Below are 16,239 nucleotides of genomic sequence, written 5' to 3' on the forward strand. Positions count from 1 at the left end.
CAGCGTAACCCTCGCGACCGCAGGGAGTTGTGCAGACCATCCTTAAAGCCTGCGCACTGATGCCTAGGGATGCCCTGCATAACTCCCTGCGGTCTGTGGCAGCACGGTCTCGGGCGATCCGCTGCGTTGCTTTTCTTGCCAATAGCTGGGCTATTGGCTGCAAAAAGACGCCTTGCGCCTCATCCCGATCCGTACTACCACCGACTCGCGAGGGTTATGCAGGACATCCCTAGCATGCTAAGCTGATTTGATATTGTTGCCGCGATGCCTCGGCGTTTTTCGTTTTCGGAGACTTTTATGCCAGCTCTGCTTCCAGACGTAGACCCAGATGGTCTGCTCGAATTCTCAGTTGTTTACACTGACCGTGCCCTCAATCACATGTCCAAGCGGTTCCAGGGCGTGATGAAAGACATCTCTGCCATCCTGAAAGAGGTTTATGGCGCAGACGCCACTGCTCTGGTTCCTGGTAGCGGCACCTTTGGGATGGAGGCTGTGGCCCGGCAGTTCGCCAATGACGAAAAAGTTGTGATCTTGCGCAATGGGTTCTTCAGCTATCGCTGGTCCCAGATCCTTGAAGTGGGCAAGATCACGGCGCCCGAAAACATCACAGTCCTGAAAGCCCGGCGTGTGGGTGAAGGCGCGCAGGCGCCATGGGTGCCGGCGCCCGTTGAGGAAGTGGTGGCGACGATCGCTCGCTTGAAGCCGGCCGTGGTATTTGCTCCTCATGTTGAAACCGCCAGCGGTATCTTGTTGCCGCAGGAGTACCTGAAGCAGGTGGCCGAAGCTACGCATGCAGCGGGTGGCCTGTTCGTGCTCGACTGCATCGCTTCAGGCGCGGTGTGGGTCGACATGCGATCGGTAGGTGTGGATGTGCTGGTCAGCGCGCCACAGAAGGGCTGGAGCGCTCCACCCTCATGTGCCATGGTGTGCTTCTCTGAGCGTGCGCTTGGAGCGATGGAGCGCACTGCCAGCTCCAGCTTCGCGTGCGATCTGAAAAAATGGCATCAGATCATGCAGTCCTATGAGACAGGCAGCCACGCCTACCACGCCACGATGCCCACCATGGCGCTGCTGCGTTTGCGCGATGTGATGAAGGAAACGCGCGAGTATGGGTTTGAGAAAGTGCGCCAGGAGCAGATTGATCTGGGCCGCAAGGTGCGCGATCTGTTCGAAAGCCGGGGCTTCCCGAGCGTGGCGGCCGAGGGGTTCAAGGCGCCGGGTGTAGTGGTGAGCTACACCACGGATCCGGACATCCAAAGTTCGAAGAAATTCCTTGCCGAGGGCTTGCAGACCGCTTCAGGTGTGCCCCTGATGTGCGACGAACCGGCTGATTTCCGCACCTTCCGCATTGGCCTGTTTGGATTGGACAAATGGCATGACGTGGATCGCAGCGTGGCGCAGCTGGCCGAGGCACTGGAGCGCGTGGCACCTGAGCAGGTGACGTCGTGATGACTTCAATACATCATCGTAACCCAACTCCGGAGGAAGCCCCTCCCAAGCCGGATCAGCCCCTGGAGCCGCAGCGCAAGGCGCCTCCAGATGAACCAAGCGACCCGGGAGAGCCTGAGGTTTCTTAGAGCCATTGCATAGCAGCCGTCTGACGGGGCGGATATGCCTTCTTCCTGGGATCGCCAAGCTCCAGCTTGGCAGTGCTGGCGCCCGCGAAGGGCGGGAGAGGCCGAGCTGGAGCTCAGCGATCCCAGGAGATCGTGAACATAGGTTAAACCAGCAGCGCGTTCACCCGGCGCACGTAGGCGGCTGGATCATCAGGCAGGCCGCCTTCAGCGAGCACAGCCTGATCGAGCAGGATGTGGGCCAAGTCCTCGAAATGCGGGCTGCTTTCGAGTTTCTTGACCAGCGCGTGCTCGGGGTTGATCTCCAGCACGGGTTTGGTGTCAGGCATCTTCTGGCCGGCTTGCTTGAGCATACGCGCCAGCTGCATGCTCATGCCAGCGTCCTTGACCACCAGGCAGGCTGGTGAGTCGACCAGCCGGGTAGTCACGCGCACGTCTTCGACCTGGTCTTTCAGTACCTCTTTCAGGCGATCAAGCAGGGGCTTGACCGATTCGGCTGCGGCCTCGGCGGCCTTCTTCTCGGCTTCGTCCTGCAGGTCGCCGAGATCGACAGCGCCCTTGGCTACCGACTGCAACGGGGTGCCGTCGAACTCCTGCATGTATGAGAGCGACCACTCGTCTACCCGGTCGGTCATCAGGAGCACCTCAATGCCCTTCTTCTTGAACACTTCAAGCTGCGGGCTGTTGCGGGCGCCGGCCAGGGTGTCGGCGGTGATGTAGTAAATGGCCTTTTGTCCCGGCTTCATGCGGGCTTTGTAGTCGGCCAGGGAGACGTTGGTGGCGTCGCTTGTGGTGGAGGCATAGCGCAGCAGCTTGGCGATGCGTTCGCGGTTGGCGAAGTCTTCGCCCAGGCCTTCCTTCAATACGGCGCCGAACTCGCGCCAGAAAGTGGCGTACTTGCCCTCGCGTGCGGCAGCGTCTTCGGCAAACTTGGCGGCATCATCGGCCGCGGTGGGGGCTTCGTTCTTGTCGACGACATCGGTCACGCCATCGCCTGCGAGCTCGGTGGGCTCTGGTGCGGGGGTGGATTCGCCAGAACCTACGTCAACTTTGCCTTCAGAGCTGGCACTGGTGCTGGTTCCGACGGCTTTTTCTGTGGCGGCTTCAGCCTGCTCGGCCTTGGCCAGATCTTCCAGCATCGAGAGCACACGCCGCGTGTTGCCGTCGCGGATGGAGCGTACGTCGCGGCTTTCCTGCAGCAGCTCGCGGCTTACGTTCAGCGGGAGGTCGGCCGAGTCCACCACACCCTTGATGAAGCGCAGGTAGCGCGGCATGAGCTGCTCGGCGTCGTCCATGATGAACACGCGCTTGACGTACAGCTTGACGCCGGCTTTCTTGTCGCGGTCCCAGATGTCTTGTGGCGCATGGGATGGGATGTAGAGCAGCTGGGTGTACTCAGTGGAGCCTTCCACCCGGTTGAGCGACCAGGCCAGCGGATCTTCCCAGTCGTGCGCGACCTGCTTGTAGAAGTCCTTGAACTGTTCTTCGGTAATGTCTTTCTTGTTGCGGGTCCAGAGGGCGGTGGCCTGGTTGATGGTTTCCCACTCGCCCGTCTTGACCATTTGGCCCGGTTGGCCTTCTTCCTTGCCTTCTTCCCACTTCTCGCCTTCCATCTTGATGGGCAGGCTGATGTGGTCAGAGTATTTGCCGATCAGCTCCTTCAGCTTCCAGCCATCGGCGTATTCCAGGGCGTCGTCACGCAGATGGAGAATCACGCTGGTGCCGCGTTCAGAACGTGTGATGGTTTCCACCTCGAAGTCGCCAGCGCCGGAGCTGATCCAGCGAACGCCCTGATCTTCAGCCAAACCAGCGCGCCGCGACTCGACAGTGATCTTGTCGGCCACGATGAAGCCGGAATAAAAGCCCACGCCGAACTGGCCGATCAGCTGTGAATCTTGCTTTTGGTCACCCGACAGGCGCGAGACAAAATCCTTGGTGCCGCTTTTTGCGATGGTACCCAGGTGATCAACCGCCTCTTCCTGGCTCATGCCGATGCCGGTGTCTGTCACCGTCAGCGTCTTGGCCGTCTTGTCGAAGGTAATGCGCACTTCGAGGTTCGGTTGGTCGCCATAGAGTGCCGGCTCTTCCAGAGCGTTGAAGCGGAGCTTGTCGCAGGCGTCGGAAGCGTTGGAAACCAGTTCGCGGAGAAAGATCTCCTTGTTCGAATAGAGCGAGTGAGTGACCAGATGCAACAGTTGTGCAACCTCGGCCTGGAAGGAATGTTTTTGCTTGCTCATGTGAGAACGCGTATTGATGAGTTGGTTAAGAACTCGATGACAGGTATGGATGCGCAACCTGCGCCTTGCGAAGCTTGGGGCGAAGGGCGATCATTTCAAGGGAGGAGTGCATCCGCATCGAATAGGCCCATCCCCCTTTTTTTCTGGGGGCAGGAGGAGCAGGGTCAGAACAGTTCGCCTGGCGCCAGGTAGCGCCATTGCCCCAATGGGAGCTGGCCCAGCGTCACGCGCCCGATGCGTACGCGTTTGAGTCCGACCACTTTCAGGCCAACCAGCTCGCACATGCGGCGAATCTGGCGCTTCTTGCCCTCGCGCAGCACAATACGAAGCTGCTCTTCGTTTTGCCAGCTGACCTTGGCGGGCTTGAGCGGCTGGTTGTCCAGCTGCAGGCCGTGGCGAAGAAGTTCCAGTTTCTCGGGCGCCACGAGTGCCTGCGTGTTCTGTGGCTGCGCCTGGGGCGTATCAAGCACGGTGACGCGTACCAGATATTCCTTCTCGATCTCGGAGTCCTGCCCGATCAAGTGGCGCGCAATGCGTCCGTCCTGCGTGAACACCAGCAGGCCTATGGAGTCAATGTCGAGCCGGCCGGCCGGCGCGAGGCCGCGCAGCTGGTGGGGCGCAAAACGGATCCGGGAGCGGTCTTCGCGCCAGTGGCTTTGGGCGCTTATCAGGCTCGCGGCTGGGGCATGCCCGTCTTCGGCCTGGCCACTCACGTAGCCCATCGGCTTGTTCAGCAGAATGGTCACACGCTCAGCCTGCTCACCCTCCGCCTGCTTGGTCACGGTAATGCGGTCCTCGGGCGAAACCTGCTGTCCCATGCGGGCGACCTCGCCGTTGACGCGCACCCAGCCGCGCTCGATCCATGCATCGGCTTCACGCCGCGAGGCGAGTCCGAGCTCGGACATGCGCTTGTTCAGCCGTGAGGTGGTGGCCGCAGGAGATGCGGCCACGGCAGGCGCGATAGCGCGTCGGAAGCGGGGTGATTCGGACATTGAGTATTTACTTTAGAGCTTCCCAGGGGCCTTTCGGCGCCCGGCGTTCCGGGGAGAAACAAAGAGGGTTTGCTTATAGGAGCGGCTTCAGCCGCGATTGGCTTCCATCGGAGCACAAGACGCCATTGATGACGGTGACCCTTCGCGGCTGAAGCCGCTCCTACAAAGACAGAGACGATGGAGGCCGTTTTGGGCTTTCAAAGTTTTGTTTCTCATGAGGCGGCGTCAGAACTGGTGACGGCAACTGGGTATCTATTTTAAGTAGCTGCCCTCATTCTGAATCCCAGCATCGTAGCGCCGCGAGATCAAGAATGCGCAACCCCCCGTATTCCACGCTGATCGCGCCCTTCGCGCTCAGGGCACGCAGCGCTTCGTTCACGCGCTGACGCGACAGCCCCACGAGATACGCGAGTTCCTGCTGTGTGATGCGCAGCAGATCGCCCACACCCGGGAACAGCACGGGATTGACCAGCGCCGCCAGGTTCAGCGCCACCCGCGTTTCCGGGCTGCGGCTACGGTCAGCCTCGCGCGCGCCGATGAACTGCGCCAATCTTTCGTTGAGCTGGTTCATCACGAAGCGGTTGAAGCCAATGGAATGATCCAGCAGCCAGTGAAAGGTGTCTAACGGCAGGCCGGCTACCAGACTTGGCCGCAGCGCCTGCACGTTGTAGCGGTAGGACTCGCGTTTGAGGGCAGTGCCTTCGCCGAACCAGCCCCCAGGCGAGAGGCCGGAGTAGGTCATGGTGTGCCCCTGCGCGGTGTCGGTCGTCATTTTCAGAAGCCCGTCGACCACGCCAAACCAGTAGGTGGCTGGCCGGCCGATGCGAAAGATGAGCTCGCCAGGTTGCGCCTCGGTGATGCGCAACTCTGAAGCCACGCGTTCGGCTTCGTCAGGCGTCAGGTGCGGCAGCCAGGGTACACCAGCGAGTTCTTCGGGCGTGAGAGGCCGGCGACGATCGTGCAAATTGGGTGGGCGCATTGGCGGCTTGAGTGCACTTAATAAGGGAAAAACCCTAGCGAGTTGGCATTGAATTGTCGTCCAAACGACAACATGGCGTCAAAGTATCGCCGTACTATCTGCAACATACAAGACCCCGCTTATCCCGGGATCACACACAAGAGACAAACCAAGAGACAAACAGGCTCATGGCTAACACTTTTCCCCGCCTGCTGCAAAAGCATGCAGCCGAGCGTCCCGAGGCGCCAGCGTTGCGCGAGAAAGAGTTCGGGATATGGCAAACCTGGAGCTGGCAACGCGCTCTGGACGAGGCCCGCTGGATCGCCGGCGGTCTGGCCGCCCTGGGATTCAAGCCTGGCGACAGCTTCGCGATTGTTGGAGACAACCGACCCCACCTGTACCTGGCTTTCGTGGCTGTGCAGGCTCTGCGCGGCGTTCCCGTTCCGATGTATCAGGATGCCGTGGCAACCGAGATGGCCTTTGTGCTCCAGGATGCCGAAGTGCGCTTCGTGTTCGCGGAAAACCAGGAGCAGGTCGACAAAATGCTCGAGCTGCGCGAGAGCGTTCCGGGGCTGACGCACATCATCTATGACGACCCCCGCGGTCTTCGCAATTATCGTCAGAGTGGCTTGCTCAGCGTTGAAGATCTGTTTGAGTTGGGGCGCAGGCATGAGAGCGAACACCCCAGGTTTTTCGACGCCGCTGTGACAGAAGGCCAGCCAGAGGATGTGGCAGTCATTCTCTACACATCCGGCACCACCGGCAAACCCAAGGGGGTGTGCCAAACGCATGCCAGCTTCATCGGCGCGGCCGAGGGCGGCGTGCAAACCGATGGGTTGAATGCCGAGGACAACGTCCTGTCGTACCTGCCACCAGCCTGGGTGGGTGATTTCCTTTTTTCCATGGCGCAATGGCTGGTGGCTGGCTTTACCATCAATTGCCCGGAGTCGGCTGAAACCGTGAGCATTGATATGCGCGAGATCGGCCCATCCTACTATTTCGCGCCACCCCGCGTCTTCGAAGGCATGCTGACATCGGTGTCCATCCGCATGGAAGATGCCGCCAAGCCCAAGCAATGGCTGCATGAAAAATTCATGGGCGTGGCCAGGCACGTGGGTTCGGACATTCTGGACGGCAAGCCGGTGGGTCTTGCCGACAGGCTCCTCTATGCGCTTGGAAATTTCCTGGTGTATGGGCCGCTCAAGAATGCCATGGGGCTGTCGCGTATTCGCGTGGCTTACACGGCAGGCGCGGCGATCGGGCCTGATTTGTTCAGGTTTTTCCGCTCCATTGGCATTAACCTGAAACAGCTATACGGCCAGACCGAGACTTGTGCCTATGTCTGCGTTCAGAAGAACGGCCGCGTCAAGCTGCATACGGTGGGAGAGGCTGCGCCGGGCATTGAGCTGAAAATTGCAGATTCTGGCGAAGTGCTGGTGCGCGGCGTGTCCGTCTTGAAGGAATACTACAAGCGCCCCGATGCCACCGCCGAAGTCATGGATGCCGAAGGTTACTTTCATACCGGCGACGCTGGTGTCATAGATTCCGATGGCCACCTGCGCATCATCGACCGTGCCAAGGATGTGGGCAAGATGGCGGGCGGTGCCATGTTTGCACCCAACTACATCGAGAACAAACTCAAATTCTTCCCTCAGATCAAGGAAGCGGTGTGCTTTGGCGACGCGCGCAATACCGTGTGCGCATTCCTCAACATCGACTTTGAAGCCGTGGGCAACTGGGCAGAGCGCCAGGGCCTGCCTTATGCCGGCTACGTCGATCTGGCGGGCAAGCCGGAAGTCTTGAAGTTAATGGTCGGATGCGTGGAAAAGGTGAACGCGGACCTGGCCAGCGAAGAGGGCATGGCTGATACGCAGATTGCTCGCTTTCTTGTCTTGCACAAGGAGCTTGATCCGGACGATGACGAACTCACTCGCACGCGCAAGGTGCGACGTGGCTTCATCGCCGAAAAATACGGCGTGCTGATTGATGCGCTGTACTCTGACCGGACTGAGCAGTTCATAGAAACAGCCGTCAAGTTTGAGGATGGACGCACTGGAAAAGTCAGCGCCAACCTGAAGATTCTCGACGCAAAAACCTTTCCTGCCTTGAAGGTGGCCGCATGAGCGCCGTAGCAGCTAGCATGACAGAGCGTGGCCTGCCGATCAACGACGCTGCACCTGCCGTTTCGGCGGTTGAAGCGCCAGCAGTGTCGGAGCATCAAGCCCGACGTGTGGGTGATGTGATTCTGGAAGTGAAGAACATCAGTCTGCGTTTTGGTGGTGTGAAGGCACTCACCGACATCAGCTTTGACGTTCGCGAGCATGAGATACGCGCCATCATCGGCCCCAACGGCGCTGGCAAGTCGTCCATGCTTAATTGCATCAACGGCGTCTATGCGCCCAGCGAAGGCCGCATCACCTTCCAGGGCAAGACCTTCACCCACATGAATTCGCGGCAGGTGGCTGAAATGGGCGTCGCTCGCACGTTTCAGAATCTGGCGCTGTTCAAGGGCATGAGTGTGCTCGACAACATCATGACGGGTCGCAACCTCAAGATCAAAAGCAATCTGCTGCTGCAGGCATTGCGCATCGGCCCTGCTGAGCGTGAGGAAATCCGACACCGCGAGTTCGTCGAGCGCATCATCGATTTCCTCGAGATTCAGGCGCATCGCAAGACACCTGTCGGCCAATTGCCCTATGGCCTGCAAAAGCGGGTCGACTTAGGTCGCGCACTGGCCATGGAGCCACGCATATTGCTGTTGGATGAACCCATGGCCGGCATGAACGTGGAGGAAAAGCAGGACATGTGCCGCTTCATCCTTGACGTCAACGATGAGTTCGGCACCACGATCGTGCTGATCGAGCATGACATGGGCGTGGTCATGGACATCTCCGATCGCGTGGTCGTGCTCGACTACGGCAAAAAGATCGGCGACGGAACGCCCCTGGAGGTGCGCAACAACGAAGACGTGATCCGGGCCTACCTCGGCACCAGCCACTGAAACCAGACATGCGGAACCAGGAAAAATGGCATTCTTTCTAGAAACCCTTCTTGGCGGCCTGATGACCGGCATGCTGTATGCGCTGGTGGCACTGGGATTTGTGCTGATCTTCAAGGCCAGTGGCGTATTCAATTTTGCGCAGGGGGCGATGGTGTTGTTCGCCGCCCTGGCCATGGCCAGGTTTTCTGAATGGATTCCTGCCTGGACGGGAATCGCAAACGCCTGGTTCGCCAACGTCGCGGCCTTCGTACTGGCCGGCGCGCTCATGTTCGCGGTGGCCTGGCTGATCGAGCGCTTGGTGTTGCGGCACCTGGTCAACCAGGATGTGGCCACTTTGCTCATGGCGACCCTGGGCATCACCTATTTTCTTGAGGGCCTCGGCCAGACCATTTTTGGCAGCGACATCTACAAGATCGACATCGGCATGCCGAAAGACCCGGTGTTCATTCTTGAATCGATGTTTGAGGGCGGTGTGCTGCTCAATCAGGAGGACGTGATAGCCGCCGTCATCGCCGCTGCGCTGGTGGCCGCGCTCTCCGTGTTCTTCCAGAAAACCAAGACAGGTCGAGCATTGCGAGCTGTGGCCGACGACCATCAGGCCGCGCAATCGATTGGCATTCCGCTGGGGCGCATCTGGGTGATTGTCTGGTGTGTGGCCGGCGTGGTGGCGCTGGTCGCGGGAATGATCTGGGGCAGCAAGCTCGGCGTGCAGTTCTCGCTCACCACGGTGGCCTTGCGCGCGCTGCCGGTGATCATTCTGGGCGGCTTGACTTCGGTGCCCGGCGCCATTATTGGCGGATTGATTATTGGCGTAGGCGAAAAGCTCTCCGAGGTGTACCTGGGTCCCTTCGTGGGCGGCGGCATCGAGATCTGGTTTGCCTACGTGCTGGCGCTGGTGTTCCTGCTGTTCAGGCCACAAGGTCTGTTCGGCGAAAAAATCATCGATCGAGTTTGAGACCAGGTTGGACTGGAATAAGACATGTTCTATCGCGAAAACGGCCAGTTCAAAACGTCCTACCGGGCTGATCAGCAGATATTCCCCATTCTGCAGGACCGTTGGGCCATTGGGCTGCTGCTGGCAGTGGCGTTCGTGGCGGTGCCGCTCTTGGCCAGCGACTATTTTTTCCGTGCGGTGCTGATTCCGTTTTCCATCATGGCGCTTGCAGCGCTGGGTGTGAACATTCTGGTGGGTTATTGCGGACAGATTTCACTTGGCTCAGGTGCTTTCATGGCGGTGGGTGCATACGGTGCCTACAACTTCATCGCCCGCATTGACGGCATGCCACTGATCGCGGCGTTGATTCTGGGTGGGCTGTGCGCGACGATATTTGGCATCGTGTTCGGCTTGCCCAGTTTGCGCGTGAAAGGGCTTTACCTGGCAGTGGCCACGCTGGCGGCGCAGTTCTTCAGCGACTGGATGTTCCTGCGCATCAAATGGCTGACCAACGATTCACCCTCTGGGTCTGTGTCGGTGTCGAACCCCCACGTGCTGGGCTTTCCTCTGGAAGGCGCCATGGCGAAGTATTTGTTCTGCATGGCTGTCTTGGTGGTCATCGCCCTGCTGGCCAAGAACCTGGTGCGTGGCGCCATAGGGCGCGAATGGATGGCCATACGCGACATGGATGTGGCGGCATCGGTGATTGGCATTCGGCCCATGTACGCCAAGCTGAGTGCCTTTGCGGTGAGCAGTTTCATTATTGGCGTGGCGGGGGCGCTCTGGGGCATTGTGCACCTGGGCACATGGGAGCCCGCCGCGTTCTCGGTCGAAGTTTCGTTCCGCTTGCTGTTCATGGTGATCATCGGCGGGCTGGGCTCGATCATGGGGGCCTTCTTCGGCGCCGCCTTCATCGTGGTTCTGCCGATTTTTCTCAACCAGTTCCTGCCGTGGTTCCTGGGGCTCTTTGGCCTTGGCATTTCCACCGCTGGCATCTCCCATGCCGAGCTGATGATTTTCGGTGCGCTGATTGTGTGGTTCCTGGTGGTTGAGCCCCACGGGTTGGCCAAGCTGTGGTCCACAGGCAAGCAAAAACTCCGGCTCTGGCCTTTCCCTCACTAAGCCTGGAGCTGTCGTTTACAGGCTGAGGTGCAGTGCTGAAGTTACAGGTTTCCCCGCGTGTTCATTTCAATAAAGGAGACAGACATGAAACCAACCAGAACCTTGATCGCTGCGGCCGCAGTGGCCGTCGGTACTCTGCTCACGGCCGGCAGCGCGCTGGCGCAGGCCAAGGAGCAGTTCTTTCCGCTGCTGTCCTATCGAACAGGTCCCTATGCTCCGAACGGTACCCCATGGGCCAACGGCAAGCAGGACTACATCAAGATGATCAACGCCCGCGACGGCGGTGTGAACGGCGTCAAGCTGACTTTCGAGGAATGCGAAACCGGCTATCTCACGGACCGTGGCGTTGAATGCTATGAGCGTCTGAAAAGCCGTCCCGGGGTGACCGTGTTCGACCCCCAGGCCACGGGCATCACCTTCGCCCTGACGGAGAAGGCGCCTGTTGACAAGATACCGCTGATGACCCTTGGATACGGGCTCTCAGTCGCGCAAGACGGCATGGCCTTCAAGTGGAACTTTCCTCTCATGGGCAGCTACTGGACGGGCGCCGATATTCTGATTCAGCACATCGCCAAGCAGAACGGCGGTTTCGACAAGCTCAAGGGCAAGAAGATCACGCTGGTCTACCACGACAGCCCGTTCGGCAAGGAGCCGATTCCGCTCTTGCAAGAGCGTGCCAAGATGCACGGCTTTGATCTGCAATTACTGCCCGTGACTGCTCCAGGAGTGGAACAGAAAGCCACCTGGCTGCAAGTGCGCCAGCAGCGGCCTGATTTTGTGCTGCTGTGGGGGTGGGGCGTGATGAACTCCACCGCGCTGAAAGAGGCGCAGGCCACGGGTTACCCGCGCGACAAGATGTACGGTGTCTGGTGGGCTGGTGCGGAGCCTGATGTGCGCGACGTCGGCGCGGGCGCCAAGGGTTATCACGCGCTGGCACTCAACGGTTCCGGCACGCAGCCCAAAGTGATGCAGGACATTCTCAAGTTTGTGCACGACAAGGGTCAGGGTACGGGGCCCAAGGACGAGGTGGGTCAGGTTCTGTACACGCGTGGGGTCATCATCCAGATGCTCAGCATCGAGGCTGTGCGCAAGGCGCAGGAGCGTTTCGGCAAGGGTAAGGTCATGACGGGTGAGCAGGTTCGCTGGGGAATGGAGAACCTCGCGCTCGACCAGAAGCGTCTGGACGCCCTCGGTTTTGGCGGCGTGATGCGGCCGTTGCAGACCACATGCGCTGATCACATGGGTTCAACCTGGGCTCGCGTGCAAGTCTGGGACGGCGCCAAGTGGAACATTGGCAATGACTGGTATCAGGCGGACGAGGCTGTGATCAAGCCCATGGTCAAGAGTGGAGCCGCCAAGTATCTGGCCGAGAAGAAGATGGAGATGCGGCCAGCCAGCGACTGCAGCAGCTGATCCAGGAGCCTCTTTCGAAGGGTCGATGTATTCGATCCTTCGATGGACCGTCATTCATGGCATGAGCCTAGATCCGGTGTGGCCTCTTCAGGCGCGCTGGATTCCCGCTGGTGCGCGAATGATGGCGGAGGCATTTTTCTGAACCACTGGTCTCAAGAAAATTCATCAAGGCAATTCGATGAGCGACACGCCGGCCTCTCCGATCCTCTTGTCCGTCAATGGCATTGAGGTGATCTACAACCACGTCATCCTGGTACTCAAGGGCGTGTCTCTGACGGTTCCCCAGAGCGGGATCGTTGCCATTCTGGGTGGAAATGGAGCGGGCAAGACAACCACCTTGCGCGCAGTCTCCAACCTGCTCAAGGGTGAACGCGGGGAGGTGACCAAGGGCACCATTGAATACCGTGGTGAGCGGATCGAGAACCTGACACCTTCAGACCTGGTCAAGCGGGGAGTGGTGCAGGTCATGGAAGGTCGTCACTGCTTCGCGCACCTGACCATAGAGGAGAACCTTCTGACGGGCAGCTACACCCGCGCAGACAAGGGCGAAATTGCCCGCAACCTGGAGAAGGTATACACCTATTTTCCGCGCCTGAAGACGCGCCGCACCAGCCAGGCGGCCTACACATCGGGCGGCGAACAGCAGATGTGCGCCATTGGTCGCGCGCTCATGGCCAACCCCAGCATGGTGCTGCTCGACGAACCCTCCATGGGGCTCGCTCCGCAAATCGTCGAAGAGGTTTTCAATATCGTCAAGGATCTGAACGCGAAGGAAAAAACCACCTTCCTTCTCGCTGAGCAGAACACCAACATGGCCCTGCGGTATGCGGACTATGGCTACATCATGGAAAGCGGCCGAGTGGTCATGGATGGTAAAGCTGCTGACCTGGCCAGCAACGAGGACGTGAAAGAGTTCTACCTCGGGGTGGGTGGAGGCGAACGCAAGAGCTTCAAAGACGTGAAGAGCTACAAGCGGCGCAAGCGCTGGCTGGCGTAAAAAATTAATGCACCCCCTGAGTCGCTTGCTTGCAAATATGCCCAGGCCGAGCGAAGCAAGGATCCGAGGTGGCTCGCGTCGTGTCAAGAGCCGACAAGGAAAACTGAAAAGAGAACGTTATGAGTGAGTACTTCGACTCCTTGGAAACGCGCGATCCCGCCGAGCGGGAAGCCGCCCTCATGGCCGCGCTGCCCGGCCAGATAGCCCATGCCCAGGCACATGGCTCCGCCATGGCAGAGATCCTCGCCGGAGTCGACGCGCAAGGCGTCACGTCAAGAGAAGCTCTGGCGAAACTTCCGGTGACCCGCAAAAGTGAGCTCCTGACACGCCAGAAGGCGACCCGCTCTGCGGGCGGAGACACCTTTGGTGGATTTGCCACTGTGCGCACCGGCCCCCAAATGCCCCGCATCTACGCCAGCCCCGGCCCCATCTACGAACCCGAGGGCACCGTACGAGACTATTGGCGTACCGGACGAGCTTTGTCTGCAGCAGGCTTCCGCAAGGGAGATCTGGTGCACAACTCCTTCAGCTACCACATGACCCCAGGCGCTTTCATCATGGAATCGGGAGCGTTCGCCCTAGGGTGCACCGTGTTTCCCGCCGGCACCGGGCAAACCGAGCAGCAGCTGGAAGTCATTGCTGACCTCAAACCCAGGGGGTATCTGGGAACGCCGAGTTTTCTGCGCATCTTGGTCGAAAAAGCAAAGGAAAGCGGCGTAGACATTTCCGGCATGACGCGCGGCCTGGTCAGCGGGGAAGCCTTTCCGCCCAGCCTGCGCGACTGGTTCGGCGAACGAGGCATGCACGTTTACCAGAGCTATGCTACGGCCGACGTGGGTCTGATTGCTTATGAAACCTCAGCGCGGGAAGGGCTGGTGCTCGACGAAGGCGTGATCGTCGAGATCGTGCGTCCCGGCACGGGAGACCCGGTGGAGGAGGGTGAAGTAGGCGAAGTGGTGGTGACCGTGCTGAACGCCGACTACCCGCTCATCCGCTTTGGCACCGGCGATCTCTCTGCCGTGTTGCCGGGATTCTGCCCCACCGGCCGCACCAATCTCCGCATCAAGGGCTGGCTGGGCCGGGCGGATCAGACCACGAAGGTGCGAGGCATGTTTGTGCATCCCTCCCAGGTGGCGGAGATCGTGCGGAGGTTCCCGGAAATTGGCCGGGCAAGACTGGTGGTGAGTGGTGAAATGGCCAATGATCTTTTGACGCTGGTCATTGAATCCCCCGGCGGGCGCGTCGATGATCTGAGCACCAGGGTGGCCGAAGCGATCCGTGATGTGACCAAGTTGCGCGGCGAGGTTAAGGTGGTTTCACCCGGAAGTCTGCCTAATGACGGAAAGGTTATAGAGGACGCTCGCAGCTACCAATAGTGGGGCTCTTGGCTGCAAATGGGCGCCTTTCGTATCATTCAGTTACACATTGGCAGCGAAGCGTGACGGAATTGGTGGCGCCTCTGGCGAAAAATACATTTAAGAGGAATAAAAAGGTATTAAAACTTCGCGCAAACCCCAATGCACCAAGTCATCGTTGCTTCTTAATATGTAGCGATCTCCCTATTAACGATACAAAGGATATGTCTACATGAAATCCAGCTTGCCCACCGCCTTGCGTCTGTGTGCTGCCGCAGCCGCGCTAACCTGCGCCGTTGGCGCCCAGGCACAAACTTTTCCGGCATCTGGCAAAACCATTACCCTGATCGTGCCCTTCGCCGCAGGTGGCCCCACCGACAAGGTGGCTCGCGACCTGGCTGAGGCCCTGCGCAAGCCTCTAAATGGCGCTACGATCTTGGTTGACAATGCGGCAGGTGCCGGCAGCACCATCGGCACGGCCAAGGCGTTTCGTGCCGCTCCGGATGGCTACACACTGCTGGTGGCGCACGTCGGGCTGGCCACCACGGCCACGCTGTACCGCAACCCTGGTTTCAAGTACGACGAGTTCGAGTATCTGGGCCTTGTCAATGAGGTGCCCATGGTCGTCGTCAGCAAGCCTTCAATGCCCGCCAATACCTGGGCCGAGCTCAATACCTGGATTGGTCAGAACAAAGGCAAGGTGAACCTTGGTAACGCCGGTCTGGGTAGCGCCTCGCACCTTTGCGGCCTGATGCTGCAAAACCAGCTCAAGACTGAAATGACCACCGTTCCCTATAAGGGCACGGCGCCCGCCATGACGGATCTCATGGGCGGCCAGATCGACATCATGTGCGACCAGACCACCAACACCACAGGTCAGGTTGAAGGCAAGAAGATCAAGGCGTTCGCTGTGAGCACCGCCAAGCGGATTTCTGTTCCTGCCGTCTACAAAGATCTGCCTACGCTCAATGAAGCTGGCCTGAAGGGCTTCGATGTCAGTATCTGGCACGGCCTGTACGCTCCCAAGGGCACTCCGCCGGCGGTGCTGAAGACCCTCAACGACGCGTTGAAGGTGGCCCTGAAAGATCCGGACTTCATCAAGAAAGAAGAAGGGCTTGGTGCTGTGGTGGTGACTGACGGGCGCATGAACCCTGAGGAGCACAAGAAATTTGTCGCTTCCGAGGTGGCTAAGTGGGGCGCCGTGATCAAGGCGGCCGGTCAGTACGCGGATTGATTCCCGGCTTTAGGTACTGACGTGCCTTCCCCCTTTCCTTCGCAGGGAGGGCGTGCGCACTCGAGTGCGCGCGCCCAGAGCGTGGTCACACTCCCCAGACCACATCTTTCCCCGCATCCGCGCTTTCGCGCAAAAGCTCAATAAAAGGCACTGCACGCCGACTCAGCGGTATTGGGTCGCCCTCTTTTGGGGCCTCTTCGCTGTTCTCGTCCTCTTGCTGCGGTTGTGTTTCCCGGCGCTTGATCTCGGCCTGCAGCGCCGCAATGGCCCCCGGAATCTGCTCCACCGTGACGATGCCCGTCGGTGCCGGCGTCTTGCCAATGATTTTCAAGATCTCGTCACCGGTGAGGGGCAGCATGATGACTTCAGCGGCCGCTTGAGATTTGAATTTGTAAAGCATGCGGGTCTCCTTGGTAAACGCG

13 protein-coding genes are annotated in these 16,239 nt (G+C 59.5%); 9 read left to right on the forward strand and 4 right to left on the reverse strand.

Annotated elements, in window-relative coordinates:
• Positions 1 to 297: 297 nt before the first annotated feature.
• Positions 298 to 1,449: an aminotransferase class V-fold PLP-dependent enzyme gene (locus AAAK34_RS04795; RefSeq protein ID WP_231695222.1), complete on the forward strand. Its 1,152-nt coding sequence runs from the start codon at positions 298 to 300 to the stop codon at positions 1,447 to 1,449.
• A gap of 271 nt (positions 1,450 to 1,720) precedes the next feature.
• Here AAAK34_RS04795 and htpG read toward each other — a convergent pair whose 3' ends face one another.
• The 3 genes from htpG to AAAK34_RS04810 all read right to left on the reverse strand — a co-directional run bounded on the left by htpG (position 1,721) and on the right by AAAK34_RS04810 (position 5,782).
• Positions 1,721 to 3,811, reverse strand: coding sequence for a molecular chaperone HtpG (gene htpG / locus AAAK34_RS04800; RefSeq protein ID WP_231695221.1), 2,091 nt, complete (start codon positions 3,809 to 3,811; stop codon positions 1,721 to 1,723).
• A gap of 164 nt (positions 3,812 to 3,975) precedes the next feature.
• Positions 3,976 to 4,803, reverse strand: coding sequence for a pseudouridine synthase (locus AAAK34_RS04805; RefSeq protein WP_231695220.1), 828 nt, complete (start codon positions 4,801 to 4,803; stop codon positions 3,976 to 3,978).
• 271 nt (positions 4,804 to 5,074) lie between these two features.
• Positions 5,075 to 5,782, reverse strand: coding sequence for a Crp/Fnr family transcriptional regulator (locus AAAK34_RS04810; RefSeq protein WP_231695219.1), 708 nt, complete (start codon positions 5,780 to 5,782; stop codon positions 5,075 to 5,077).
• A 167-nt stretch (positions 5,783 to 5,949) separates the two neighbouring features.
• Here AAAK34_RS04810 and AAAK34_RS04815 point away from each other — a divergent pair, with 167 nt between their 5' ends.
• The 8 genes from AAAK34_RS04815 (at position 5,950) to AAAK34_RS04850 (ending at position 15,817) form a co-directional block, all read left to right on the forward strand.
• The gene (locus AAAK34_RS04815) at positions 5,950 to 7,884 is read left to right on the forward strand and encodes an AMP-binding protein (RefSeq protein WP_231695218.1); all 1,935 of its coding nucleotides are present in this window, start codon (positions 5,950 to 5,952) and stop codon (positions 7,882 to 7,884) included.
• Positions 7,881 to 8,762 (forward strand): ABC transporter ATP-binding protein, encoded by an 882-nt coding sequence (locus tag AAAK34_RS04820; RefSeq protein ID WP_231695217.1) that lies wholly within the window; start codon positions 7,881 to 7,883, stop codon positions 8,760 to 8,762. Before AAAK34_RS04815 ends, AAAK34_RS04820 begins: the two co-directional genes overlap by 4 nt.
• A gap of 25 nt (positions 8,763 to 8,787) precedes the next feature.
• Entirely contained in the window at positions 8,788 to 9,717 is a 930-nt protein-coding gene (locus AAAK34_RS04825) for a branched-chain amino acid ABC transporter permease (RefSeq protein ID WP_231695216.1), read from the forward strand.
• A gap of 24 nt (positions 9,718 to 9,741) precedes the next feature.
• A complete protein-coding gene (locus AAAK34_RS04830; protein ID WP_231695215.1) occupies positions 9,742 to 10,818 on the forward strand; it encodes a branched-chain amino acid ABC transporter permease in 1,077 nt (358 codons plus the stop codon).
• Positions 10,819 to 10,902: 84 nt separating this feature from the next.
• On the forward strand, positions 10,903 to 12,231 hold the full coding sequence (locus AAAK34_RS04835) for an ABC transporter substrate-binding protein (protein ID WP_231695214.1): 1,329 nt from the start codon (positions 10,903 to 10,905) through the stop codon (positions 12,229 to 12,231).
• 178 nt (positions 12,232 to 12,409) lie between these two features.
• Positions 12,410 to 13,228, forward strand: a complete 819-nt coding sequence (locus tag AAAK34_RS04840; RefSeq protein ID WP_231695213.1) for an ABC transporter ATP-binding protein — start codon at positions 12,410 to 12,412, stop codon at positions 13,226 to 13,228.
• Between the two features lie 119 nt (positions 13,229 to 13,347).
• Positions 13,348 to 14,604, forward strand: a complete 1,257-nt coding sequence (locus AAAK34_RS04845; protein WP_231695212.1) for an AMP-binding protein — start codon at positions 13,348 to 13,350, stop codon at positions 14,602 to 14,604.
• Between the two features lie 211 nt (positions 14,605 to 14,815).
• A complete protein-coding gene (locus AAAK34_RS04850; RefSeq protein ID WP_231695211.1) occupies positions 14,816 to 15,817 on the forward strand; it encodes a tripartite tricarboxylate transporter substrate-binding protein in 1,002 nt (333 codons plus the stop codon).
• A gap of 85 nt (positions 15,818 to 15,902) precedes the next feature.
• Here the strand turns inward: AAAK34_RS04850 and AAAK34_RS04855 are convergent, their stop codons facing one another.
• Positions 15,903 to 16,217, reverse strand: coding sequence for a DUF1840 domain-containing protein (locus tag AAAK34_RS04855; protein WP_231695210.1), 315 nt, complete (start codon positions 16,215 to 16,217; stop codon positions 15,903 to 15,905).
• Positions 16,218 to 16,239: the final 22 nt, after the last annotated feature.

It is taken from the genome of Ottowia caeni, from assembly GCF_050821495.1.
Lineage (GTDB): Bacteria > Pseudomonadota > Gammaproteobacteria > Burkholderiales > Burkholderiaceae_C > Ottowia > Ottowia caeni.